Below are 23,435 nucleotides of genomic sequence, written 5' to 3' on the forward strand. Positions count from 1 at the left end.
TGCAATCTAGGGTGCGCGGGCCGCTGCCGCAATGGCGCCAGCGCTCGCATCGATTGGCGAAAAGCGTCAGGCCCCGCGTTGCCACCGATGGATCGGGCCCCGGCGTCCCCGACAATCCGCGCCATGACTGAATCACCGGACACCCGCCCCGTGCTGATCGCCGGCGGCGGCATCGGCGGCATCGCGCTCGCCCTCACGCTGCACCAGATCGGCGTTCCCTGCATCGTGCTGGAGGCCGTGGCCGACCTGCAGCCGCTGGGCGTCGGCATCAACCTGCAGCCCAACGCCGTGCGCGAGCTGTACGACCTCGGCTTCGACGACCAGCTGCTCGACACCATCGGCATCCAGGCGCGCGAATGGGCGCTGGTCGGGCGCAACGGCAACGACATCTATGCCGAGCCGCGCGGCCTGCTCGCGGGCTACCGCTGGCCGCAGTACTCGGTGCATCGCGGCCAGCTGCAAATGCTGCTGTACCGGGCGGCGCTCGATCGGCTCGGCAGCGGCGCCATCCGGCTCGGCCACCGCGTCACCGGCTACCGCAACCATGCCGACGGCGTCAGCGCGCTGGTCGAGACGGCCGACGGCCGGCGACAGGAAATCGAAGGCCGCCTGCTGGTGGCGGCGGACGGCCTGCATTCGGCCGTGCGGGCGCAGATGCATCCCGCGCAGCCTCCGATCCAGTGGGGCGGCGCCATCATGTGGCGCGGCACCACGCCGGGCGTGCCGGTGCGCACCGGCGCGTCCTTCGTCGGCGTCGGCTCGCTGCGCCATCGGGTGGTGCTCTACCCGATCTCGCCGCCCGATCCGGCCACCGGGCTGGCCACGATCAACTGGATCGCCGAGATCACCGTCGACAACGCCGAGGGCTGGACCCAGGGCGACTGGAACCGTCGCGTCGGGCTCGAGGACTTCATCCACCACTTCGAAGGCTGGAACTACGGATGGCTCGACGTGCCCGCGATGCTGCGCGGCGCCAAGGAAGTCTTCGAGTACCCGATGATCGACCGCGATCCGGTGCCGACCTGGGTCGACGGCCGCGTGGCGCTGCTCGGCGATGCCGCGCACGTGATGTACCCCGTGGGCTCCAACGGCGCCAGCCAGGCGATCGTCGATGCGCGGGTGCTGGGCGCGGCCATGCTGGCGCATGGCGTCGGCCCCGCCGCCCTGCGGGCCTACGACGACAAGCTGTGCGCCGACGTCTCGGCCCTGGTGCTGCGCAACCGCGGCGCCGGCCCGTTCGGCATCCTGGGGCTGGTCGACGAGCGCTGCGGCGGCGTCTTCGACGACATCGACGCCATCATCCCGGCCGCCGAGCGCGAGGCCTACATGGCGCGCTACAAGGCGGCCGCGGGATTCGCGATCGAAACCCTCAATGCGGCGCCGCCGACCATCGCAGCGGGGGCATGCGCGTGCCGTCCGATCCGATGACCAGGTGAGCGTGGCTCTCCCGGCTGACCAGGAAGTGCGCCACCAGGATTTCTCCGGTGGCCATCAGCGTGGCGTGCATCTGGAACCATCGCCGCTCATCGGGTGAATGACAGGGGTACTCGCAGGTGAAGACCTTGCGGCTGCCGCGCATCACTTCGTCGAGCCCGCGCAGGACGTGCAGCGCCGAGGCGTCGGAGATCGCGCTGCGGCGGCATACCTCCAGGTAGTTGGCGCCCGGCCCGATGTCGACCGCGGCGGGCTGGCCGTTGTGCTCGGCGAATTCGCTCCAGGCGCGGTTGACGAAGCGGATCACGCCGCGCCGGTCGACCACCGCCACGATCCCCGCCAGCGCGTCGATCACGTCCTGCAGGGTCTGCTGGGTGGGGCTCGCTGCAGCCGTCGCGCCGGCCAGCGGAATCCGGACGTCCAGCACGGTGCCGCCGCCGGGCGCCGCGTCGATGCGCAGGCTCCCGCCATGGATGCGCACCCGCTCCTGGATGCCGAGGATGCCGAAGGCATCGGGCTTGCGGCGGTCCGCCGCGCCCAGCCCCAGTCCGTTGTCGCTGATGCGAACCGAGACCGAGACCGCCGGCTCGAGGGCGATCCGGACTTGCGCCTCGCTCGCCTGGGCATGCTTGGCGACATTGTTGAGCGCCTCCTGCACGACGCGGTACAGGCAGAGTGCCAGCGCCGGCGTCGCCAGCAACGCCTCCGACGCTTCTTCCGGGGCATCGAGCACGCAGGCGACGCGAGTCCGCTGGCCGAACTCGGCCACCAGCAACTCCAGCGCCGGCACCAGGCCGAGGTCTTCGAGCATCGGCGGACGCAGGTCGTTGACGATGCGCCGCGTCGACGCCACGACGCGCTCGGCCAGGCCATCGACCTGGGCCACATGCGCCAGCAGGTCGGGCTCGCGGGCGCCGAAGCGCTCGCCGATGACGCGCAGGTCCATGCGGATCGCGGCCAGCGTCTGCTGCAGGTCGTCATGCAGTTCGCGCGCGATCCGCTTGCGCTCCTCTTCCTGGACCTGATCCCGCGATGCGCTCAGCCGCTGCATGGCGACATGCGATTCCTCCAGCTCTTCCTGCACCTGCCGGACGGCGGTGACGTCCCGGCTCGTCACCACGGCGCCGACGATCGCGCCGTCGCCGGCGCAGATGGGCGCGAAGCTGTAGCTTCCGATCCACTGGTCGCCCGTGTCCTTGCGGCGCAGCCGGTATTCGACATTGGTCGCCGTCTCGCCGCGCAGCGCCCGGTAGACCGGCCATTGCCGCAGCGGCACCGGTGTGCCGTCGGGCGCCCGGACGTCCAGCATGTCCGGGTAGTCCGCGACGCTGCGCCGACAGGCCGCTTTGTCCGGCAACCGGTGGAAGGTCGCGAAGGCGTCGTTGAAGTCGACCAGCCGCCCCGCGGTGTCGGAGATGCACACCGCGTCGCTCATGCTCGACAGCGCCGCCTGCAGCTTGGAGGCGCCGGCCCGCAGCTCCTCCTCGGCCTGCCTGCGCTCCGTGACATCGCGCAGGATGACCGTGAAAAGCGGATGGCCGGCGATCGTCAGCCGGGAGATGGCGCCCTCGACCGGGAACTCCACGCCGTCGGCCCGCAAGCCGACCAGCTCCTGCTGGCGCCCCATCCGGGGCTCGGAGAGCGGGTCGGCGGCGAAGGCCGCTACATCCCTCGCGTAGTCCTCGCGCAGGCGCTCCGGCAGCAGCCGGCTCAGCGGCGAGCCGACCAGTTCATCGAGCGGACAGCGGAACATCCTTGCCGCCGCCGGGTTGGCCTCGACGATGATCTGGCGATCGTTGGCCGTCAGGATGGCGTCGACCGCCGACTCGAAGATGCCGCGCAGCCGCGCCTCGCTGACGGCCCGCGCATCGAGCATCTTGTTGATCTGCTGCGCGACCGCCCTGATCTCCGGCGGACCGTCGACCTCGGCGCGGACCGCGTGCCGGCCCGCGGCGATCTGCACCGCGACCCGCTCCAGTCGCGCAATGGGGTCGGCGATGCCTGCACTCAGGCGCCATGCCAGGACGAACAGGATCACGCAGAGCCCGACGCCGAAGCCCAGGGTTCGCCACAGGGCGTCGTGGTAGCCGGAGAACACATCGGCCTCGGGCAGGCCCGCGGCCACCCGCCAGTCGGCGCCCGGCAGGGTCAGGAGCGCGAACAGCCGGGGCACGCCGTCGCGACCCGGGGCGCTGAAGCTGCCCTCGCGCGCCCCCGCCACCGGATCGGCATCGCCGGGCGAAGGGCGCGAGCCGATGAATGTCGCCGGGTCGGCCGATCGCAGCAGCACGGTGCGCGTCCGATCGGCCACCGAGACCAGCGCGTTCTTCGGGACCCCGGCGAACAGCTGCTCGTTGAGCGCCAGCAGATCCACGATCATCACCAGCTGGCCGACCCGGGCGGCTTGCGGATCGCGAACCGCCTGGCCCAGCGCCACGACCTTCCTGCCGGTGCGTTCGTCGACGAACAGGTCGCTGGCCGAGAAACCCGCGGCGTCCGCCGCCGGCAAGCTCGGCAGCGGACCGGCGTCGTGGGCGCAGAGGGTGTTGCCCTGCTTGTCGCGCACGACGTAGCCCAGGAACGCGGGAGCGAAGCGCAGGGACTCGGCAATGAAGGGATCGCAGCGACCGCTTTCCATGGCCTGCACCAGCGGCCTCGCCGACGGCCGCTCCAGCACAGACCGGTACAGGTCGAGCACGCGCTGCAGGTCGGCGGCCGATGCCGTGGCAAGGATCCGCACCTTCTCGTGCGCGGCGTTTCGAATCCGTTGCGCCTCGGTGGCCAGCATCGATGCCACCACTGCCGCGAAGCCGAGCATGACCGCTCCCGTCCACAGGACGATCCGGCGGCGCAAGCTCAGGTTCTCGAACCACGAAGCCATGGGACCTCTCGTCATTCGGCGGATGAGGGAGTCGATGCGCTGGACATTCTCCTATGTCTGGAAACCAACGCCCGCCGGGGTCGGTTCGCGGCCGAAAATTTCGCGCTTCGACCGCAAACATTGAGCATGCGCACTTCGCCGGGCGCCATCCGATGCCAACATGGGGCCTTGGTCAATGAGGCAAGCGCGGACGAGGTACGGACGTGAAAGTGCTGCTGGTCGACGACTCCGTGATCATTCAACAGAGCTTCGGCGCACTGCTGGCCAGCGCGCCCGACGTCGAGGTCGTGGGCTGCGCGGAAGACGTCGCGACGGCCCTGGCCGCGATCGCGGCCAACCCGCCGGACCTCATCGTGCTCGATGTCCGGCTGCGCGGCCACGACCGGGGCCTCGACGTGCTGCGGCGGGTCAGGCTGCAGTACCCCGGCATCAAGGTGGTCGTCTTTTCCCAGTTCAACTGGAGCTCGATGCGCAAGACCCACCTGGAGGCCGGCGCCCTCGCCTATTTCGACAAGGCGACCGAATTCCAGCAGGCGCGCGACTGGATCGCGGAGCTCTCGCTCGCCCACGCCGCGCAGCCCAAGCCCTGAGCCCGGCGTGCCTCGTTCAGGCGGCCAGCGCCAGCACGCGACCGGGCCGCAGCCCGGCAACCGCCGTGCCGAAGCTCGCCTTGACCGGCGTCCGCGTGCCCTGCGCGAAGCCCTGCAATCCGGCGAGATCGAGGATCTCCACCTCGCGCTGATTCACCTTCACCAGCCGCAGGGCGGCCAGCGCCGCGAACGAACGGCTGATGGTCTCGTGGGCAACGCCGAGGTAGCTGCCGATGTCCCGGCGCGTCATCAGCAGGTGCAGGAACGTGGAGGGCTGGCCGCCGGTCGACATCCGCCGCGACAGATGCACCAGGAACCGGGCCAGCCGCACCTCGGATGCGACGGCCGCCATCATGTCGGCCAGCTGGGTCAGGTCGACCATCGCGCCGCTGACCGCGCGCATCACGCCGCGATGGAAGGCCGGCAGGCTTTGCGCCAGCGCATAGAAGTCGGGCAGCGCGACGACGTAGACGCTCGCATCCTCCAGCGCGACCGTGCCCATGAGATGGCAATCGCCGGACAGGGCATCGCAGCCCAGCAGATCGCCGCGGCGAGCGAATCCGAAGACCTGTTCGTAGCCGTCTTCCGCCGTATGGAAGGCCTTGAAGGTGCCGGCGCGCACGACGTAGATCGAGGTCGCAGGGGCACCTTCGAAGAACAGCGACTGGCCGGCCCGGATCCGGCGCTCGGCGAGCGGCATGTCGGGCAGCTTCTGCCCCGGATCGACGCAGACGCCGAGCAGGGCGAGCATCTCGGGCACTGCGCCAGGGTGCAGCTCGCGCATTGGAATCGAATTCATCGGAAGACTCCCGGCTTGCACGGCGACATGAAGATCGCGGGCGAACGAACTTTGCGCGCCGGGGCGGCTGCTGGGAATAGGCTGGATGCTTGGGAATTCTTCGGACTTGCCCTCGCTGACAAGGTCTTTTTCCCACATCGCATTCGGAATATTCCTAATGACGGGCGAAGGATCGTTCGATCGCCTCCCCTATTTCCACGGCTTGATATTCGTCAACAGAAAGGTCAGGATGCACCCATAAGCTGCCTCCGGTCAGGAAAGGGTATGCATGACAACGAGGGAATCGAGAACGATGCGAGCGACCCGTCTGCGCGCCGGGAGGCGGCGCCCGCGCCGGGCCTGCCCGCCATCCGGATGCTGCTGGTCGATGACCACGCGATCGTCCGCGAAGGCTTGAAGCGCGTGCTCGATCCGCAGGGCAACGGCTGGGAACTGACCGAGGCGGTCACCGGCTTCGAAGCACTCGAACTGCTGCGCGCGCACGAATTCGACCTGGCGCTGGTCGACCTGTCGATGCCGGGCATGCCCGGCCTGGAACTGGTCCGGCGCATCAAGGCCGAGTTCGCCCGCGTCCGCATCCTGGTGTTGAGCATGCATGCGCAAGAGCAGTACGCGCTGCGCGCGTTCAAGGCCGGCGCCAACGGCTACGTCACCAAGGATGTCGCGGCGCTCGAGCTGGTCGGCGCGGTGCGCAGGGTGGCCGCGGGTGGCGCCTACGTCAACGAAAGCCTCGCCGAGCAGGTGGTTCAGCAGCTCAACGGCACGCGCGACGCGCCCCGGCACACGCTGCTGTCGGATCGCGAGATCGAGGTGCTGCAGCGCATCGCGGCCGGGCAGCGGCTCACCGACATCGGCGACGCGCTGCACCTGTCGGTCAAGACCGTGAGCACGCACAAGACACGCATCCAGGACAAGCTGCAGCTGTCGGGCACGGCCGAGCTGGTGCGCTACGCGATGGAGAACCGGATCGACGATCCGGCCGGCCCGCCCACGGCTCCATCCCTGGCCGATCGCAAGGACGAGGTCCGCCATTGAACTTCCGCCCACAACAAAAGGAGGCGCCATGCGTGCCCTGATCGTCCGAATCGCGCGCACCCTCGTGCTGGCGACCTCGCTGTTCTCGCTGCTGGCGGGTGCCCAGCAGGCGCAGACCTTCTCCAGGGAGCAGCTCGACCAGATGATGGCGCCGATCGCGCTCTACCCCGACTCGCTGCTGTCGCAGGTGCTGATGGCCTCGACCTATCCCGCGGACGTTGCCGATGCCGCCAAGTGGTCGAAGGCGAACCGGGACCAGAAGGGCGACGCGGCCCTGAAGCTGGTGGCCGACCAGCCCTGGGACCCGAGCGTGCAGTCGCTGGTCGCGTTTCCGCAGGTGCTCCAGACGATGGGCGACAAGCCCGACTGGGTGCAGAACCTCGGCGACGCCTTCCTCGCCTCCTCCAAGGACGTGCTCGATTCGGCGCAGCGGCTGCGCGCCCAGGCGCAGAAGACGGGCAGCCTCAAGAGCTCCGATCAGCAGAAGGTCATCGTCGAGCAGGAGCCGCAGACGCAGCAGACCATCATCAAGATCGAGCCGACGAATCCGCAGGTGGTCTATGTGCCGTCGTACAACCCGACAGTGGTGTACGGCACCTGGCCCTATCCGGCCTACCCCCCGTACTACTACCCGCCGGCGCCGTACTACTACCCCGGCGCTGCGCTGGCGACCGGCATCGCGTTCGGTGTCGGCGTCGCGGCCACGGCGGCGCTGTGGGGCAACGCCAACTGGGGCGGCGGCAACGTGAACGTCAACGTCAACCGCTACAACAGCGTCAACACGAACCGCCAGCTCAATGCCAGCCAGACGAACTTCCAGCACAACGCGGCCAACCGCCGCGGCGTGCCGTACCGGGATTCGGCGAGCCAGCAGCAGTTCGGCAAGAACGTGGGCGGTGCCAACCAGCGCGGCGACTACCGCGGTCGCGACCCGGCGCAGGCCGCCACCCGCGATGCGCAGCGCCAGCAGGCGCAGAACCAGTTGCAGCAGCGCGGCATGGACCCGGGCCAGGGCCGCGACCAGCTTCGCAACGATCCGGCGACACGGGAACGCGCGCAGGCGGCCGCAGGCGGCGCCGGGCGCGATCGTGGCGGGCAGAACGCGGGCGGGGACCGCGGCGGCATCGGCTCCGGGGACCGAGCAGGTGACCGCGCCGGTGACCGCGCAGGCGATCGGGCAGGCGACCGCGCGGGTGACCGAGGAGGTGACCGCGGGGGAGGCCCGGGCGCCGGCGATCGCGGCGGCGGCGACCGCGCCCAGAACCGCCCGCAGACGCGCGGCGGCGACAACGCGCTCAGGGGCGCCGGCGATGCCGGAAACCAGGCACGCCAGCAGGCCAGCCGGGGCGATGCCAGCCGGCAGTCGATGGCGCAGAACCACGGCGGCGGCGCGGCCCGCAGCCATGCCGGGGGAGGCGCAGGCGGGGCACGCCCGAGCGCCGGTGGCGGCGGCGGCGCGCACATGAGCGCGGGTGGCGGCGGCGCCCGCATGGGCGGCGGCGGCGGCGGGGGTGGCCGCATGGGCGGCGGCGGTGGCGGCGGACGAGGCGGCGGCGGCGGCGGGCGCGGGCGCTGACAGGAGACACACATGACGACGCAATCGACCCCCCTCCAGCGCAACGGAGTTCCGCTCCTGAAAAGCGCCTTCTTCAAGCGTGTCGCGGCCGCCGTCGCGGTCGCGCTCTCGCTCTCGCTCACCTCCGGCGCCTCGTTCGCGCAGCGCGCCTATCCGACGCCGGAAGCAGCGGCCGACGCGTTCGTCGACGCGGTTTCGCGCCTCGACGCCGCGGCCCTGGGCACGGTGCTCGGCCCCGACTGGCGGCGCTTCGTTCCGCCCGCCGGCATCGATGCCGAAGACCTCTACGACTTCCTGGGCGCATGGGCCAAGCGGCACCAGGTGGTCCTCGAGAATCCGGGCAAGGCGGTGCTGGCGGCCGGCGAAGGCGACTGGACCTTGCCGGTGCCGATCGTCAAGACCCCCGCCGGCTGGCGCTTCGATCCCCGCGCCGGCGCCGAGCTCATGCGCAGCCGCCGCATCGGGCGCAACGAGCTCGCCGCGATGCAGGCGGCGCTGGCGTACTTCGATGCCCAGAAGGAATACGCGCAGAAGGATCGGGACGGCAACGGCGTGCTCGAGTACGCCCAGAAGTTCGTGAGTTCGCCCGGCAAGCACGACGGCCTGTACTGGCCCGATGCGTCCGGACAGGACCAGAGCCCGCTCGGGCCGCTCTATGCGGACGCGAGGCCGGGCGAGGGCTACCACGGCTATCACTTCAGGATTCTCAAGGCCCAGGGCAGGGACGCGCCCGGCGGAGCCTACGACTACGTGCTCGGCGGCCGGATGCGCAGCGGCTTCGCGCTGATCGCCTGGCCGGTGCGCTACGGGGATACGGGCGTGATGAGCTTCATGGTCAGCCACGACGGCACGGTCTACGAGAAGGACCTGGGGCCGGGCAGCGATGCCGCGGCGCGCGCCCTGACGCGCTTCAATCCGGACGCGGGCTGGCGCAAGGTGGTGGTGCCCGGGAGTTGAGGTGGACCCCTCGATGAGCGGCGGACATGGCGAACCGCCGCTCCTGCGCTGGCTGCCGGGGCTGCGCACCCTGCGCGCCTACCAGTGGGCCTGGCTGCGGCACGACATCACGGCCGGCCTGGTGCTGACCACGATGCTGGTGCCCGTGGGCATCGCGTACGCCGAGGCTTCGGGCGTCGGCGGCATCTACGGCCTCTACGCGACCATCGTTCCGCTGCTCGCCTACGCGCTGTTCGGGCCCAGCCGCATCCTCGTGCTCGGACCTGATTCGGCGCTGGCGGCCCTGATCCTGGCCGTGGTCGCGCCCTTGTCGGGCGGCGATCCCCTGCGCGCCATAGCGCTCGCGAGTGCGATGGCGATCGTCTCGGGCCTGGTCTGCATCACGGCCGGCCTCGCCAAGCTCGGCTTCGTGACCGAACTGCTGTCGAAGCCGATCCGCTATGGCTACATGAACGGCATCGCGCTCACCGTGATCGTGAGCCAGCTGCCGAAGCTGTTCGGCTTCTCCGTCGAGGCCGAAGGCGCGCACCGGCAGGCCTGGGCCTTCGTGCAGGGCCTGCTGGCGGGAAGGCCGAACCCGACCGCCCTGGCCATCGGCGCCGGCACGCTCGCGGCCATCCTCGCCCTGCAGCGGCTGCCGCGCATCCCGGCGGTGCTGCTGGCGGTGGTGGCGGCCACGCTGGCCGCCGCTGCCTTCGACCTCGCCGGCCGCAGCGGCATCTCGGTGCTGGGTCCGCTGCCCCAGGGCCTGCCCGGCCTCGCGCTGCCGATCATCGGCATCGACGACATCGCGCCGGTGCTGCTCGGCGGCCTGGCCGTGGCGCTGGTGTCCTTCGCCGACACCAGCGTGCTCTCGCGCGTGTACGCCGCAAGGCTGCACACGCCACCGGCCCCGAACCAGGAAATGATCGGCCTCGGCGTCGCCAACCTCGCGACCGGCTTCTTCCAGGGCATGCCGATCAGCAGCAGCGCATCGCGCACCCCGGTGGCCGAATCCGCCGGTGCCCGCACGCAGCTCACCGGCGTGGTCGGCGCCCTCGCCATCACGGCCTTGCTGCTGGTGGCGCCGAACCTGCTGCGCAACCTGCCCAGCGCGGCGCTCGCGGCCGTGGTGATCGCGGCGGCCATCGGCCTGATCGAGATCGCCGACCTGCGCCGCATCTACCGCATCCAGCAATGGGAGTTCTGGCTGTCGATGGTCTGCTTCGCCGGCGTCGCCTTGTTCGGCGCCATTCCCGGCATCGGCATCGCGGTCGTCATCGCGGTGATCGAATTTCTCTGGGACGGCTGGCGTCCCCACTCGGCCGTGCTCGGCCGGGTCGAGCGCATCAAGGGCTATCACGACATCACGCGCTATCCGCAGGCCAGCCGGATCCCGGGGCTGGTGCTGTTCCGCTGGGATGCGCCGCTGTTCTTCGCCAACGCGGAGCTCTTTCGCGACCGCGTGCTGGCAGCGGTGGCGGCTTCGCCGACCCCGGTGCGCTGGGTCGTGGTGGCTGCCGAGCCCGTGACCAGCGTGGACGTGACCGCCGCCGACATCGTGGCGGAACTCGACGACAGCCTGCTGGCCCAAGACATCGAACTCTGCTTCGCGGAAATGAAGGACCCGGTGAAGGACAAGCTCAAGCGCTTCGGGCTGTTCGCGCGCCTGGGCGCCGAGACCTTCTATCCGACGCTCGGCGAGGCCGTGAAGGCCTACCTTCGAAGCCATCCCGTCGAGTGGGAGGACTGGGACAACGACGCCCGGTGAGGGCTCACAGCAGCCGCGCGGCTTCGTCCAGCAGGTTGCGAGGCTTGGGCACCGCGACCCTGGCCACCTTCACGAGCGCGAACGCGCGCTCGCTCGGCGGATCGCCCGGAACCCGGGCGACCTCCAGGTCGAGCGTGTGGCCGTCCTCCGCGCCCTGCCCCTCGAGCACGACGTTCATGCGGCTCAGGCGCAGGCTTCTGCGGGCGACGCGAATCAGGTTCCCGGCGTCCGCCAACACCTGGCACATGCGTTCGAGCTGGCGATCCAGCGCCTCGCTGCGCGAGCCCAGGCTCCTGAGAGCCACGTCGTTCTCCTCGCGCTGCGCGCGCAGCCGCGCCAGCTCGCCGGCATCGACCTCGAGCTCGCCGCCCAGGACCGACTGCATGCCGATGCCCTGCCGCCCCAGCAGCCGCAGCCGGGCGGCGACCAGGGCGCGCTCCTGTTCGAGGTCGTCGCGGCGGGCCGTCTCGTCAGCGATGCCGGCGAGGGCCTCGATCGCCAGCTGGTCGACCATGCGGCGCTGGATCTCCTGCCGCAGCTCGGCCTCGGTGGCGCCGCAGATCCTGATCTGGTGATCGCTGAAGCTCAGCGTGGTCTGCGCCACATCCGAGCGAAGAACACCGCCCTCCTGGGCGACGCCCAGCGTGCGGCGTTCGTTCATGGCCATCCCGAGCACGGCATAGGCCTCGGACAGACCCGGCTGCCGATCGAACAGGCCGAACAGCTCGGTCGAGCGACCGAGTGCGGGCGACACGTCGTCCGCAGCGCCGAAGAAGGCCCGGACATGGGAGTCGGAGGCCCAGCCCGCCGGACTCAGGTCGCGTGCCGGGGCAAAGCCCGCCACCAGCTCGCGCAGGTGGGTCGCTGCCTGCGCGATCGCGCCCCGGAGCCGCGCTTCGTGGCCCTGCGCCATTTGCAGGCGCGGGCTCAGGTCGAGCACGCGCGCCATCATGCGCTCGACTTCCTCGTCCCTCGGCGCCTGCATTTCCCTGTTGCCGAACAGGCGACCGAAGAATCCCACGGCGCGTTGCTCCAGCCCAAGGACAGCCACGGATCAAGGTTCGAACTACTTCGCGGCCTTCTTGAGCGCCGCCTGCAGGCCCGCCGCTCCCGGGCTGCTGACCTCCTTCTTCGCCAGGATGTCGACCGGCGTGACCGGCTTGCCGAAATAGGCGGCGTTGAGCGACTCGCGCACGTCGATCACCGATCCGTCCACGGCCATGCCGGCGAAGGCGCCCTTGACCATCGAGAAGGCGAGGAAGTCGGTGAGCCCGGAACCGGCGCCCATGCCCTTCTTCCAGACCGCGACCGACGCATCGCCGCCCAGCTTCACCTTGCTCGAGAACAGCGAGTCCAGGGCCTTCTGCGTATGCACCATCATCACCATCTCGGCCGACGAGGCGCCGGCCTGGAAGCCGAAGCTGGCCGAGCCCATGGTGTAGAAGGCCGGGCCGCTCCAGGCGCCGGTCTTCTCGTCGCGCACCATCAGCACGCCGGTGCCGCCGGAGCCGCCGAGCACGAAGCCGGCCTTGAGGATCTGCGGGAAGATCAGGACGCCCTTGGCCTGGCCGAGGGCGGCTCCGAAGTCGGGGAAGTCCTTGTGCTTCGAAAAGGCCGCGACCGTGGCCTGCGCCTTCTGGACCAGGGCCTTGGCGTCGGCGGCGTCGTCGGCTGCCTGCGCCGGCAGGCCGACGACCGCGGCGGCCAGCGCCAACGCACCGGCAGCGATCGAGAACTCTCTGCGAATCCTGTTCATCGTGATCTCCTGGTTGAGTACCGTCAGCAACGACGTTGAAGCGGGCGAAACGCAGAGCCTGCTGCTCGTGTCCCGTCATGCCATTGTGGGAAGAGGCAACCGCGACCGGGTTGACATTGCTCAACGCGGGCGAGCGTCGCTCGCCGATCTCACTGCTTCGGCTGCAGCGGCTCGCTGGCGTTGCCGGCGACCGCGGCCATGGCCGGCTGGTCGAATCCGCCGCCCAGGGCCAGGAAGAGGTTGGTCCGCTGGGCCAGCTGTTCGGCCTGCACCTGCAGGCGCGAGGTGCGCACCGCATAGAGCGAGAGCTGGCTCTGCTCGACCGTGCGCAGGTCGACGTTGCCGACCCGGTACTGGACCCGCGCCAGGTCGAGCGCCTCGGCGTTGTCGCGCACGGCCGCCACGAGAATCGCATCGCGCTCGCGCAAGATCGACTCCGCGCCCAGCGCGTTCTCCACTTCGCCGAACGCCTTCTGGCCGACGCGCGCGTACTCGGCGACCGCCTGCTTCTGTTCCGCCGACCGGATCTCGACCTGCGCGCGCAGCGCGCCGCCCTGGTAGATCGGCGCGATCAGGTTGACGCCGAGGCTCCAGACCGGGCTGCTGACGTCCTTCAGCTCGATCAGGTCGCTGGACACATTGCTGCCGCCTGCTGTCAGGCTGATCCTGGGGAGCTGCGCCGCCTTGGCCTCGCCCACGCGGGCGAAGGCGGCGGCGACGCGACGCTCGGCCGCCACCACGTCGGGCCGCCGCTCCAGCAGCTCCGACGGCATGCCCACGGGCAGCGGCGGCGGCATCGGCGGCAACCGGTCGGCAACCGCGATCTCGGCCGCCGGATAGCGCCCGAGCAGCAGCTCGAGCGAACGCCGCGCCTGCTCGCGCGCGAAATCGATCTGCTTCAGCGTGTCGCGGTAAGGGCCGACGCTGGCGCGCGCCTGCGCCACGGCCTGCGCGCTGCCGTTGCCGACGCGGAAGCGGTCGTCGGCCATCCGCAGCAGGGTCTCCGACGACCCGAGCGCATCCTGGGCGATCACGCGCTGCATCCCGGCCTGGACCGCCAGGAACCATGCCTTGACCACCATCGCCGCCAGCGACTGGCGCGCGTAGGCGTAGTCGGCTTCCACGGCCGCGGACTGCTCGCGGCTCGCTTCCCGCCCATAGCGCAGGCGGCCCCAGACATCGAGCTCCAGCGATGCATTCAGGAACACGCCCTCCAGGCCCCCGCCGCCGCCGGACTTCCCGCCGCCCAGGCCGACCACGCCCACCGAGGGCAGCAAGGCACCCGAGGCCACCTTCACGTAGCCGGCGGCCTGCTCGACCCGTGCCGCCGCCACCCTCAGGTCGGCGTTGTAGGCCAGGGCCTCGTTGACCAGCGCCGTCAGCGCGGGGTCCTCGAAGGCCGCGAGCCAGCCGTCGGCCACCGGCGCCGCGACGCCTCCGCCCGCTCGGTAGGCCTCGGGCGGCGGTGCCTGCGGCAGCACCTCCTTCTGCAGCTCGGCGGGCGTCGGCGGCGACTTGAGCGCGCAGCCTGCGACTGCGGCCGCCAGCGCCGCGACGAGCATCCCGCGATGAAGCGACGGCGTGCGCATCAGTGCAGCTTCAGGACGAGGTAGTTGGCGATCGCGCCGACACGAAGCATCACCATGCGCACGATGTGGATCGCCGCCCCGTGCTCGGTGTAGATCGCGCCCTGGCCATCGGCGCCGGCGGCCAGGAACAGCCCGGCGTCCTTCTCGTCGACGATGAGCTTGACCGGGAAGCGCCCCGGAACCTGGGGAAAGGCGCCGGTCTGCGGCAGGTTGCCCGACTGGGCCACCTGCCCCTGGCCCTGGGCCCAGACGATCGAATCGACCTTGGCCGCGATGATCCGGCCCGGATGCGTCGACAGGGTGAACTCCGCCAGGTTGCCGGGCTCGACCAGCCGCAGCTCGTTCTGGGCATAGAGGGCGACGACCTGGTAGGTCTCCTCGACGAAGGTCATCGCGGGCGCCAGCGGCACCGCCACCACGAAGGAGCCCGGCCGGAGCTGGACGTTGATCGCATAGCCGTCGGCCGGCGCGAAGACCGCGGTCTGGTCGAGGTTCCATTGCGCGTTGCCCAGGTCGGCGCGGCTGATATCGACCTGCGCCTTGGCGGTCGCGAGCTGCGCCCGCGCCGAGGCCACCGAGGCCTGCTCGCCATTGACCTGCCCGGAGAGCTTCTGCGTGACCTGCGCCTCGTTGGCCGCGGCCGTCACGACCTGTCCCTGCAGGTCGGCCAGGTTGGATTCCGCCTGCTCGAGCGCGAAGCGGTCACCGGCGCCGGTGGCCACCAGCTCCCGGTTCTGGCGCACCCGCATGCGGGCCAGCTCCAGCTTCGGCTGCAGCGACCTGACCTGACCCGTCGCGCCCTTCAACTGCTCCTGCAGTTGCCGGGCACCTGCCGAGGCGTCGACCAGGACGGCGGCGGCCTGCGCGAACTTGGCCTCGTCGGCGGCCAGCTTGCCCTTGGCCGCGGCGAGCTCGTTCTGGTACTGGGTGGGGTCGATCCGGAACAGCAGCTCGCCCTTCTTGACCAGCCGATTGGGCTCCACCGGCACCTCCAGCACCCGGCCCCTCACCTGCGGCACCACCTGCACCACGTACTTGATGACCCGGACATCGGCCGAGGACGGCGCCACGACGTTGAGCGTCAGGACCATCGCCGTCAGTGCGACGATCGGGATGATGACGACCGTGACCTGGGTCGCCGTGTTCCACGGCAGCCACTTCAGCTTGATGAAGAACAGCCAGACGAAGAAGGAATAGATGCCGAGCAGCAGGGCTTCCATCAGGCACTCGCACTTCTTGCGGCGGCCGCGTCGGCCTCGACGCGCGGCACCGCCGCGGCCAGGTTGCTGCGAAGCAGCTTGAGGTCGACCGTCAGTGCGCCCTTGGCGTCCATGGCGTCGAGCTCGTCGCGCAGGTGCGCGATCTCGTGCGCCAGCAGCTCGCCCTGCAGAGCCCTGCCGCCCTGCTCATGGAAATAGTCGGAGTGCCGCTCGGTGCCGTAGGCCGCCTGGTAGCCGACCGGCTTGACGAAGGCCCAGAGCCAGGCGATCGGCCACAGCATGCCGCCGAACACCAGCGACAGCAGGCACAGCGTCTTGATGGCGTCGCGCTGCGGATGGTGCCGCTTGTGGGCGATCTTCTCGGGCATCACGTGCACCAGCCAGAACAGCACGATCCCGGCGATCGGGACCGCGAAGATGATGAACCAGGCGAGCCCGGTCGCCACGCTGCCCATCATCTCGTGCGGAAGGAACGAGGCGCGGGCTTCGAAAGGAGCAGCCAGCCCGCCCCCTCCGAGCAAGGCGCCCAGGAGCCATGGACCTGGGCGGGGCATTGCCCCCTGGCGATCTGCTGACGCACGATGCATGTGACCAATCTCCTGTTCGGGCCAAGGCCGGCCGGCGCCCAGACGATACGTCAGATGCTAGAGAAGTAACAAGCCGCTTGATTGAGAAAAATCAACTCGGCCGGGACCCGCCGCGGCGGCTTCAGGGCAGATCGACGATCTCGACCCAGTTCGGGTTCTTGCCGACGGCCAGGCTCTTCGGCGCACCGAGCGCGCCGCTCCCGCCGTCGATGGCATGCACCGAGACGCTGTGCGAGTCCTGGCCGGCGACCACCAGGTGCCGGCCGGTCGAGTCGATCGCGAAGCCACGCGGCGTCTTCTCCGTCGGTGTCTGTCCGAGCGGCTGCAGCAGGCCGCTGGCCGGATCGACCCGGAAGCCGGAGATCGTGCTGCTGGTGCGTTCCGACGCATAGAGGTACTTGCCGTCGGGGGTCAGGTGCAGGTCCGCCGCCCAGGGCTTGCCGCTGAAGCCGGCCGGAAGGGTGGTGGTGCGCTGCAGCTCGCGCAAGGTCCCGCGCGCGCCATCCCAGCCATAGACGTAGAGCGAGGCATCGACCTCGTTCACGAGGTAGAGGAAGCGCTGCGGCTTGTCCCACACGAAGTGGCGCGGGCCCGACTTCGGCGCGGCGGCAACCAGCGGCGGTTCGCCGGGCGTCAACTGGCCCTTCTCCGGATCGAAGCGCCAGATCGACAGGTTGTCGCCGCCCAGACTGCTGGCCAGCACGAAGCGATTCGATGCGTCGGCATGGATCGCGTGGGCGTTGGGCGCCGTGGGAATCAGCTGCTGGACCGCACCGGCCGCGCCGTCCTTGCCGATCGAATTGACCGTGATCTTGTGGCCCGGGTAAGAGGCGGCGAAAAGCCAGCGGCCGCTGAGGTCGACGTCGAGGTTGGCCATGCTGTCGGCCAGGGGCGCCTCGCCCAGCTTGCGCAGACGGCCGCTGACACCATCGATCGCGAAGCTGGCGACCCGGTAGGGCTGGGAGCGCAGGGCCGCGTACAGGAAACGCTTGTCGGGGCTTACCGCCAGGGGCATCACGGTGCCGGCGACCGCGACCGTCTCGACCGGCTTCAGCTGTCCCTGGCTGCGGTCGAGTTCGAGGACCGAAATCTCCTGGCTGTCGGCGTTCGCCACATAGACGAAGGTCGCGGCCGGGGCGCCGGCGCTCGCCAGCAGCAGGGCCACGCCCGGGAACCAGGCGGCGGCAGGCCACCTCGTGCACATCTGCATGAATATCTCCTTCTCTTTCTTCTTTGAAGCTGCCAAGGTCGCTCAGGTTATACGTTGTCGTATAACTTATCAACTGGATTCATTGGCGATCAGGGCGATATGTCATCAGACGACGTACAAGTTTCAGCCATTCCGACGGAGAAACCAAGCCAGAACAAGGGCGCCAGCCAGCGCCACGGCGATCGTCAGAGTGACGTCCGGCGCGGGAGCCTCGGACCCTCTTCCCGCCGGCGACTGGGCCCGCGGCGGCGCCGCCGCTGATTCGACGAAGGGGCTGAACACCGCGCTGCCAGGCTCGACGCCGGCATCGGGCCGGGCCGACGCCCCGCCCGATGCCGCAGGGGCGGTCCCGGGTCCGGCCGCGACCGGCGATCCCGGCAGCCCGCCTTCGGCGAAGGCGGCCGGCGTGCAGACGCTCGCGGCCAGCACGCCGGCGGCGAGCAGCCGCCGGATGCCGGCCGCCAGGCTCAGTCGTTGCTCTTTTCGCACTGGCGCGCGTTGACCAGGCATCGGGCGTAGTCGGGGTCGTGCTTGAGCAGGAACATCGCGCGCGCCGCGACCGCCGTGTCGGCGAAATCGCTGAACAGGCCATCGACGCCGGCTTCGTAGAAAGCGAGGTACTCGTTGACCGCGTTGCCTGCGAAGCTGCCCGTCAGCCGCTTCTGCTCGCTGCGGAAGGTGTACGGATGCACCAGCAGGCCGAGCCGGTGGGCATTGGCGATCACATCGGTGGGGGGCAGCAGGACGCGGTCGCGCTCGTCGACCACGCCGCCGCCGGTGACGTCGGCGCATGTCCCGCCCTGCACGGTCTTGCAGGCGCTCGAGATCAGGTACGGCTTCCAGGGTCCGATGCCGTCCGCATAGCCCTTCACTTCCCGCAGCCCGCGCGGCGTCACGAGATCGCTGAACAGGCCGTCGCGGTTCGAGACCACCCAGTCATAGGGCTTGTCGTAGGGCTTGGTGAGATCGAGCGAGCCGTCCGGCTTGACGTCGTTGGCGTCGATCAACTGGATCAGCCGCACGCTGGTCCGGCTGCGCAGATAGCGCAGGTTGGCGGTCTCGAAGGACTGGATGAAGACCGGCGCATTGCGATGGTTCCAGCCGGCGGCGCCGAGCACGGCCAGCAGCCGGTCCTCCAGCGCCAGGCCGATGCCCTGGTGGTAGGTCGGATGCTTGGTTTCGGGATAGATGCCGATGCGGCGGCCTTCCTCGCGCGATTTGCGCTTCGCGAGTTCGATCACCTCGACCAGCGTGGGAATCTGGAACTTGCCGTTGAAAGCCTGGTCGCGCTCGGGAAAGGACTGCACCGCGCGCAGCTGCTTGATCTCGGCCAGCGTGAAGTCGCTGGCGAAGAAGCCCTCGGTCGGCACGCCGTCCAGCATCACGGTGCGGCGCCGATCAGCGAACTGCGGCAGGCTCTTGACGTTGGTGGTGTCGATCAGGTTGGGCTCGTGGCGCGCGATGAGGGCGCCGTCCTTGGTGGCGACCAGGTCGGGCTCGATGTAGTCCGCGCCCAGCGCGATGCCGAGCGCATAGGCTTCCAGCGTGTGTTCGGGCAGGTAGCCGTTGGCGCCGCCGCGATGGCCGATCACCAGCGGTGCGTTGTCCGCCCGGCGACGTGCCTGCTCCTCATGCGCCGCGGCCGGCGCCGCCGCCGCGGACAGCAGGCCGACGGCGAGCAGGGTGGATGCGAACTTCTTCAGGATGGTCATGCGATTTCTCCTCTTTGGTGGCTCCGCACGGTAGCCGCCACGCATGACAAACCAGTGAACGAGGTGTCAGCAAAGGCAAGCGCCTGCTACTTCGACCACTTGACCCACTGCTTCACGGCGCCCTGCACCTCCGGCAGGCCCTCGGCCAGCACGCCGACGATGGTCCGCATCCGCACGCCGACGGCCTCGAGCCTGCGGCTTTCCCAGAATTGCTCCTGCGCCGCCTGGTCGAGGAACAGGCGATACCAGTCGCCCACCAGGTGCGCCGGGACCGTGGACAGGTCCTGCAACAGCAGCGGCGCGGGCATCGGGCCGCGCGTGCCGGCCGTCTCGAGCACCGAGACCAGGTAGGGGCCCTTGCGCAAGCTGCCGTCGATGCGGGCGAGGATCGCGCGGGCGCGCACATAGTCGTAGTGCTCGAGGATCCACTGCGCACTGGGCCGGTCCGGGGCCGGCGCGTCCACCGGCATCTGGTTGGCGTTGAGCTCGCCGCGCTCGAACACGGCCTCCAGCGCCGCCAGCGAGGGGGTCGTCTTCAGGAAGGCGTCGATCGACTTCAGCACCCTTTCACGCGCCTGCTCGTCCGGTGGCGCGCCGAGCAGGAAATAGCTGTAGAGGCCATAGCCCGCGGGTTCGGCCTGGCCGCGGACAAGGAACATCGTGCCGGATTCGCGCCCGCCGACGGCGCGCGAATCGCTGACGACGAACACCGTCAGCGCGCAGGGCGCCAGGCCCGCGCTGGTGGCGCCCGCCGTGACCCGGCCGGTGCGGCCGGGCAGCCGCCAGAGCCGACGGCTGCCGGAGCCTTCGAGCCGGCCTTCGGACACCTGCCAGGCAACATCGCCGGCGTCCGTCCAGGCCTGCAAGGTGACGGCCTCGCCGACGCCCGCGACCGGCGGGTCGGCACTGCAGACCAGGGGCTGGCCCTGCGCGTGCGCGGCAGCGCAGGCGAGGACCACCGCCAGGGCGAGGGCGAGGATGCGCGGCATGGCGGTCATCTCGGGGGTTGCTTGCGGCTCTTCGGCCTGCCCTTGGACGGGGCTTGCGACCGGGCCTCGGGCACGGCCGGCGCGGGCGCCTTGCGCAGGCGCCGCAGCAGGGCACGGACCCCGAAGACGAGCACCGCACTGAGGCCCACCACGACGACCGTCTCGGCGCCATCGAGCGGCGAGCCGAGCAGGTAGCAGGCAGCCCAGATCGCGAGCGCCAACGCGACGATGGCCGCAAGAAAAGGCGACCAGGTCATCGGAGCACCTCCGTGCTGCGCACTGCGGTGCGAGCGCCTTCGGGCGGCCGGGCGGCGCTCATCGGCGCGCCCCGGTCAGCCGAAAGCCGGCCTCGATCTTTTCAAGGTCGGCCTTGTAGGCCGGGAAGTCGCTGCGCGGCGCCGCGCTCATCATCGCGTAGCCGGTCTCGCCCTCGACCGTGGCGACGATCTTGAGAACGGCCTCGGTGCCGCGCGGATCGACGCCGGTGAACCATGCATAGGCGCCGGGCCGGCCGCCGAACTGGACTTCGCCGGCGCTGGTGCCGGTGAAGCGCTGCCACTGCGACGGGAACTTCTGACCGAGCGCCTCGACCAGCCCCTTGGGCGCGCCGCGGCCGCCGACCTTCATCAGGCTCGCATACGCCGGCCCTTTCAGGAGCGACACGCCTCCGCCCTGCGGCTCGACCCGCCATCCGGGGGGGACCTGCAGGCTGTAGCGGCCGTCGGGATCGGTGTAGGTGGATTGCGCATGCGCCAGCGGCACGACGGCCAGCAGCAGCGTCGCCAGGAACGAATGCTTCATCTCTCGCCTCCTCGTGTCAGTGGCCCACGATCACGAAGGCACCCCATAGCTGGGGGCGATCGCGGCCCCAGTCCCTGATGATCCGTTGCCGAAGCTCCAGCTGAGCATCCCGCAGCGCGAGGTGCTTGTCCATACCGGCGAGCCACTTGCCGTAGAAGAGGGTCATCAGCACCCGGGTCTCCTCGTCGGGCACCTTCCACAGGCTCATGACCACGCTCTGCGCGCCCCCCAGTTCGAAGGCGCGCCGCAGGCCGAACACGCCTTCGCTCTGCACGATGCGCCCGAGTCCGGTCTCGCAGGCGCTCAGCACCACCAGTTCGGTACCACGCAAGTCGAGCATGGATGCTTCGAGCGCGGTCAGCACGCCGTCCTCCCTGTCCCCCGATGCGCCGCCGTTGGCGCCGGCCAGCGCCAGGCCGGAGCGCAGCATGGGGTCGTCGGCGGACCCGGGCTGCGCACCCTGGCGCTCGAAGAATCCATGGCTGGCGAGATGCAGCACGCGCGGATGCCGCAGGCCCTTGAGATACGCTTCGGTCGCGCTCTTTCCCTGCACCGTCTTCACCTGCCAGCCGGCATCGCCGAACAGCCGCGCCAGCGCGGCCAGCTCCTCGCGTGTGCCGGGCAGCGCGCCGAAGGCCGGCGCACCCGCGCTGCTGCCGAAGTCCACGTCGCCGACCAGCACGGCGCCTGTCCCCGCCGCTGCCGCCGGTGCCGCGGCGCCCGCGACCAGATCGCGCGTGCTCGACAGCAGCCGCAGGTCGAGTCTTTCGCCCAAGAGGCCGCCAGCGTCCGCCACCGTGGCCCAGGCGACCTGGTTCAGCACGTCGTCGGGCGCCAGGTGGACCCGCTTCGCCTGGCCCAGCGCCGCTTCCAGCGGTTGCCAGAAGGCCTGGTAGAAGCTGCGCTCGCCGGGCCGCGGCGGATCGCGGTCCAGTCCCGCGCGCCGCCGGTAGTCCTTCATCGGCGCGGCGAGGCTGGTGTCGTCGCCGAGCGAGATCAGCTGGGGCCGGCCGCCGGGCGCCAGCACCAGCGCCGCGAACCGGCGCACCGCCGTGGCGCCCGTTCCGCGCTGCGATTCGAAAGCGAGGTATTCGACCGCGGCTTCATCCGGCTTCAGGCTGCCGCGAACCTCCTGCCATCGAAACGGCTTGGCGCCTTGCCGCTCCTGCGACGCGAACACTGTCGAACGCCTTGCCAGCTGCCGCTCGAGTTCGGCGCCCTCGCGCGCCAGGCGATCGACCGCCTCACCCGTCACGCCGCGCCGGCGCAGGTTCGACAGCAGCGTGCGGCTCTCCCGCAGCTGCGCCACCAGGGCGAGCGCCTGCGGATCGCCTTCGCGGTCGATCCGCGCGAGCAGGGCGCGCATGCTGACCGCGACCATGCCCTTGCGCGCCAGCACGGCGTCGTACATCCCGCCGGCGAGCTCGGGTTGCTGCTTCGCCTGAGCCAGCACGAAATCGAAGTAGGCCGAGAAGAAGCGGCCGGTGTCGTCGAGCAGCCCGAGCCGGTCGTCCTCGCTCATGAAGCCGTCGTACTGCTGAAGCCGCGCCCGCAGGTTGACGAAGGCGCGATCGAAGTACGCCTGTGCGACGGCCGGCTTGCCGTTGGCGTGAAAGTGGGCGCCGAGGTCGATCAGGCTGCGTCCGAGATCGGGGTGGTCGGCGGGCAGCTTCTCGCGGACCGCCAGCGCGCGCAGCATCAGCTCTTCGGCCTTCCTGCTCTCGCCTTGCTGGTCCAGCACCATGCCGAGGCTGTGCAGCGAACTCGCCGTGACCGGATGGCTGTCGCCGAAGCTCCGCTCGCGGATGTCGAGCGCCCATTCGGAGAACTTGCGAGCGTCGTCGTACTGGCGATCGCGCGCCTTCAGCGATCCCATCAGGCTGAAGGTCTCGGCGATCGCGGGATCGCGATTCGATCGCTCCGGCAGCAGCACCATGCTCTTCTCGGCCAGCTGCCAGGCATCCTGGTAGCGCCCTTCGCGGATGTACAGATTGGCCAGGTTGTTGAGCCAGCTCGCGACGAACAGATGCGGCGTGCCGATGCCGTCCCCGAGCCCGAGGGCCTGCCGGTACATGCGCTCGGCGTCGTCGAGGCGGTTCACCTTGCTGTAGAACAAGCCCAGGTTGTTGAGCAGCGCGCCCATGTCGGCCGGCCCGATTCCCCAGCTGTTGCGGCCGATGTCGACGGCGCGCCGCAAGGGCGCCTCCGCCTCGGCGTACCGGCCGCCTTCGACATAGGCGTAGCCCAGGTTCGAGAGGCTGGCGGCCAGCCCGGGGTGGTCCTTGCCAAGGCGCGTCTCGGCCTGATCGACCGCGCGCTTCGCGGTCGCGATGGCTTCGTCGTAGCGGCCCTGGTTCAGCAGTTCGATAGCCTGGCGATTGATCGCGTAGACCGCCTGCACCTCCTGCGGACCCTGGGCGCCCACGACCCCGGAAGCTGTGGCAAGGCTCAGCACGAGGGCCATCTGCGCAACCGGCGAGCGCCATGACCGCGCAAAGCGCAGCCCGGGCTGGGGCGACTCGATCTGCATCGGGAGATGGTAGACAGCG

Annotated in this window: 20 protein-coding genes; 6 read left to right on the plus strand and 14 right to left on the minus strand. The window is 70.2% G+C overall.

The window, feature by feature from the left end; all coding sequences use genetic code 11:
* Positions 1 to 123: 123 nt before the first annotated feature.
* Positions 124 to 1,428 (plus strand): flavin-dependent oxidoreductase, encoded by a 1,305-nt coding sequence (locus tag QTI45_RS26030; RefSeq protein ID WP_286656361.1) that lies wholly within the window; start codon positions 124 to 126, stop codon positions 1,426 to 1,428.
* Here QTI45_RS26030 and QTI45_RS26035 read toward each other — a convergent pair.
* Positions 1,370 to 4,315, minus strand: a complete 2,946-nt coding sequence (locus QTI45_RS26035; protein ID WP_286656362.1) for a PAS domain S-box protein — start codon at positions 4,313 to 4,315, stop codon at positions 1,370 to 1,372. The two genes, QTI45_RS26030 and QTI45_RS26035, sit on opposite strands and share 59 nt — an antisense overlap.
* Before the next feature lie 203 nt (positions 4,316 to 4,518).
* Here QTI45_RS26035 and QTI45_RS26040 point away from each other — a divergent pair, with 203 nt between their 5' ends.
* Entirely contained in the window at positions 4,519 to 4,905 is a 387-nt protein-coding gene (locus tag QTI45_RS26040; protein ID WP_286369585.1) for a response regulator, read from the plus strand.
* Positions 4,906 to 4,921: 16 nt separating this feature from the next.
* On the opposite strand, the gene QTI45_RS26045 is transcribed toward QTI45_RS26040, so the two are convergent.
* Positions 4,922 to 5,704, minus strand: a complete 783-nt coding sequence (locus QTI45_RS26045; RefSeq protein ID WP_286656363.1) for a Crp/Fnr family transcriptional regulator — start codon at positions 5,702 to 5,704, stop codon at positions 4,922 to 4,924.
* Between the two features lie 264 nt (positions 5,705 to 5,968).
* Here QTI45_RS26045 and QTI45_RS26050 point away from each other — a divergent pair, with 264 nt between their 5' ends.
* From QTI45_RS26050 to QTI45_RS26065, 4 genes are read left to right on the plus strand one after another with little or no spacing between them, the layout of a single operon-like run.
* A complete protein-coding gene (locus QTI45_RS26050) occupies positions 5,969 to 6,739 on the plus strand; it encodes a response regulator (protein WP_353621332.1) in 771 nt (256 codons plus the stop codon).
* A 28-nt stretch (positions 6,740 to 6,767) separates the two neighbouring features.
* Entirely contained in the window at positions 6,768 to 8,315 is a 1,548-nt protein-coding gene (locus QTI45_RS26055) for a DUF3300 domain-containing protein (protein ID WP_286656364.1), read from the plus strand.
* 12 nt (positions 8,316 to 8,327) lie between these two features.
* Positions 8,328 to 9,272 carry a DUF2950 domain-containing protein gene (locus tag QTI45_RS26060; RefSeq protein WP_286369588.1) on the plus strand — a complete coding sequence of 315 codons (945 nt, stop codon included), beginning with the start codon at positions 8,328 to 8,330 and terminating at the stop codon, positions 9,270 to 9,272.
* Positions 9,273 to 9,285: 13 nt separating this feature from the next.
* Complete coding sequence (locus QTI45_RS26065; protein ID WP_286656365.1) at positions 9,286 to 11,022, plus strand: SulP family inorganic anion transporter; 1,737 nt, start codon at positions 9,286 to 9,288, stop codon at positions 11,020 to 11,022.
* Between the two features lie 4 nt (positions 11,023 to 11,026).
* On the opposite strand, the gene QTI45_RS26070 is transcribed toward QTI45_RS26065, so the two are convergent.
* The 12 genes from QTI45_RS26070 to QTI45_RS26125 form a co-directional block, all read right to left on the minus strand.
* Positions 11,027 to 12,043 carry a hypothetical protein gene (locus QTI45_RS26070; RefSeq protein ID WP_286656366.1) on the minus strand — a complete coding sequence of 339 codons (1,017 nt, stop codon included), beginning with the start codon at positions 12,041 to 12,043 and terminating at the stop codon, positions 11,027 to 11,029.
* 45 nt (positions 12,044 to 12,088) lie between these two features.
* Positions 12,089 to 12,778 (minus strand): lipid-binding SYLF domain-containing protein, encoded by a 690-nt coding sequence (locus QTI45_RS26075; protein ID WP_286369591.1) that lies wholly within the window; start codon positions 12,776 to 12,778, stop codon positions 12,089 to 12,091.
* Positions 12,779 to 12,927: 149 nt separating this feature from the next.
* On the minus strand, positions 12,928 to 14,367 hold the full coding sequence (locus QTI45_RS26080; RefSeq protein WP_286656367.1) for a TolC family protein: 1,440 nt from the start codon (positions 14,365 to 14,367) through the stop codon (positions 12,928 to 12,930).
* Positions 14,367 to 15,587 (minus strand): HlyD family secretion protein, encoded by a 1,221-nt coding sequence (locus QTI45_RS26085; protein ID WP_286369593.1) that lies wholly within the window; start codon positions 15,585 to 15,587, stop codon positions 14,367 to 14,369. The genes QTI45_RS26080 and QTI45_RS26085 overlap by 1 nt, the downstream gene beginning before the upstream one ends.
* Complete coding sequence (locus tag QTI45_RS26090; RefSeq protein WP_286656368.1) at positions 15,587 to 16,141, minus strand: DUF3302 domain-containing protein; 555 nt, start codon at positions 16,139 to 16,141, stop codon at positions 15,587 to 15,589. The genes QTI45_RS26085 and QTI45_RS26090 overlap by 1 nt, the downstream gene beginning before the upstream one ends.
* A gap of 154 nt (positions 16,142 to 16,295) precedes the next feature.
* Entirely contained in the window at positions 16,296 to 17,378 is a 1,083-nt protein-coding gene (locus QTI45_RS26095; RefSeq protein ID WP_444813312.1) for a lactonase family protein, read from the minus strand.
* Positions 17,379 to 17,507: 129 nt separating this feature from the next.
* Positions 17,508 to 17,873 carry a hypothetical protein gene (locus QTI45_RS26100; RefSeq protein ID WP_286656370.1) on the minus strand — a complete coding sequence of 122 codons (366 nt, stop codon included), beginning with the start codon at positions 17,871 to 17,873 and terminating at the stop codon, positions 17,508 to 17,510.
* A complete protein-coding gene (locus tag QTI45_RS26105) occupies positions 17,852 to 19,096 on the minus strand; it encodes a glycerophosphodiester phosphodiesterase (RefSeq protein ID WP_286656371.1) in 1,245 nt (414 codons plus the stop codon). The genes QTI45_RS26100 and QTI45_RS26105 overlap by 22 nt, the downstream gene beginning before the upstream one ends.
* Before the next feature lie 86 nt (positions 19,097 to 19,182).
* Positions 19,183 to 20,094 (minus strand): hypothetical protein, encoded by a 912-nt coding sequence (locus tag QTI45_RS26110; protein ID WP_286369598.1) that lies wholly within the window; start codon positions 20,092 to 20,094, stop codon positions 19,183 to 19,185.
* On the minus strand, positions 20,091 to 20,342 hold the full coding sequence (locus QTI45_RS26115) for a hypothetical protein (protein ID WP_286656372.1): 252 nt from the start codon (positions 20,340 to 20,342) through the stop codon (positions 20,091 to 20,093). Before QTI45_RS26115 ends, QTI45_RS26110 begins: the two co-directional genes overlap by 4 nt.
* Before the next feature lie 58 nt (positions 20,343 to 20,400).
* Positions 20,401 to 20,886, minus strand: coding sequence for a hypothetical protein (locus tag QTI45_RS26120; RefSeq protein WP_286369600.1), 486 nt, complete (start codon positions 20,884 to 20,886; stop codon positions 20,401 to 20,403).
* A gap of 16 nt (positions 20,887 to 20,902) precedes the next feature.
* On the minus strand, positions 20,903 to 23,416 hold the full coding sequence (locus tag QTI45_RS26125; RefSeq protein ID WP_286656373.1) for a CHAT domain-containing tetratricopeptide repeat protein: 2,514 nt from the start codon (positions 23,414 to 23,416) through the stop codon (positions 20,903 to 20,905).
* Positions 23,417 to 23,435: the final 19 nt, after the last annotated feature.

The organism is Variovorax saccharolyticus (assembly GCF_030316765.1).
GTDB classification, from domain to species: Bacteria; Pseudomonadota; Gammaproteobacteria; order Burkholderiales; family Burkholderiaceae_C; genus Variovorax; species Variovorax saccharolyticus.

What these genes read in the sequence shown, in the direction of transcription:
- QTI45_RS26030 (WP_286656361.1), top strand. Translation starts at nt 124, where the DNA reads ATGACTGAATCACCGGACACCCGCCCCGTGCTGATCGCCGGCGGCGGC.
- QTI45_RS26035 (WP_286656362.1), bottom strand. Translation starts at nt 4,315, where the DNA reads ATGGCTTCGTGGTTCGAGAACCTGAGCTTGCGCCGCCGGATCGTCCTG.
- QTI45_RS26045 (WP_286656363.1), bottom strand. Translation starts at nt 5,704, where the DNA reads ATGAATTCGATTCCAATGCGCGAGCTGCACCCTGGCGCAGTGCCCGAG.
- QTI45_RS26050 (WP_353621332.1), top strand. Translation starts at nt 5,969, where the DNA reads ATGCATGACAACGAGGGAATCGAGAACGATGCGAGCGACCCGTCTGCG.
- QTI45_RS26055 (WP_286656364.1), top strand. Translation starts at nt 6,768, where the DNA reads ATGCGTGCCCTGATCGTCCGAATCGCGCGCACCCTCGTGCTGGCGACC.
- QTI45_RS26060 (WP_286369588.1), top strand. Translation starts at nt 8,328, where the DNA reads ATGACGACGCAATCGACCCCCCTCCAGCGCAACGGAGTTCCGCTCCTG.
- QTI45_RS26065 (WP_286656365.1), top strand. Translation starts at nt 9,286, where the DNA reads ATGAGCGGCGGACATGGCGAACCGCCGCTCCTGCGCTGGCTGCCGGGG.
- QTI45_RS26075 (WP_286369591.1), bottom strand. Translation starts at nt 12,778, where the DNA reads ATGAACAGGATTCGCAGAGAGTTCTCGATCGCTGCCGGTGCGTTGGCG.
- QTI45_RS26080 (WP_286656367.1), bottom strand. Translation starts at nt 14,367, where the DNA reads ATGCGCACGCCGTCGCTTCATCGCGGGATGCTCGTCGCGGCGCTGGCG.
- QTI45_RS26085 (WP_286369593.1), bottom strand. Translation starts at nt 15,587, where the DNA reads ATGGAAGCCCTGCTGCTCGGCATCTATTCCTTCTTCGTCTGGCTGTTC.
- QTI45_RS26090 (WP_286656368.1), bottom strand. Translation starts at nt 16,141, where the DNA reads ATGCCCCGCCCAGGTCCATGGCTCCTGGGCGCCTTGCTCGGAGGGGGC.
- QTI45_RS26095 (WP_444813312.1), bottom strand. Translation starts at nt 17,378, where the DNA reads ATGTGCACGAGGTGGCCTGCCGCCGCCTGGTTCCCGGGCGTGGCCCTG.
- QTI45_RS26105 (WP_286656371.1), bottom strand. Translation starts at nt 19,096, where the DNA reads ATGACCATCCTGAAGAAGTTCGCATCCACCCTGCTCGCCGTCGGCCTG.
- QTI45_RS26110 (WP_286369598.1), bottom strand. Translation starts at nt 20,094, where the DNA reads ATGACCGCCATGCCGCGCATCCTCGCCCTCGCCCTGGCGGTGGTCCTC.
- QTI45_RS26115 (WP_286656372.1), bottom strand. Translation starts at nt 20,342, where the DNA reads ATGACCTGGTCGCCTTTTCTTGCGGCCATCGTCGCGTTGGCGCTCGCG.
- QTI45_RS26120 (WP_286369600.1), bottom strand. Translation starts at nt 20,886, where the DNA reads ATGAAGCATTCGTTCCTGGCGACGCTGCTGCTGGCCGTCGTGCCGCTG.
- QTI45_RS26125 (WP_286656373.1), bottom strand. Translation starts at nt 23,416, where the DNA reads ATGCAGATCGAGTCGCCCCAGCCCGGGCTGCGCTTTGCGCGGTCATGG.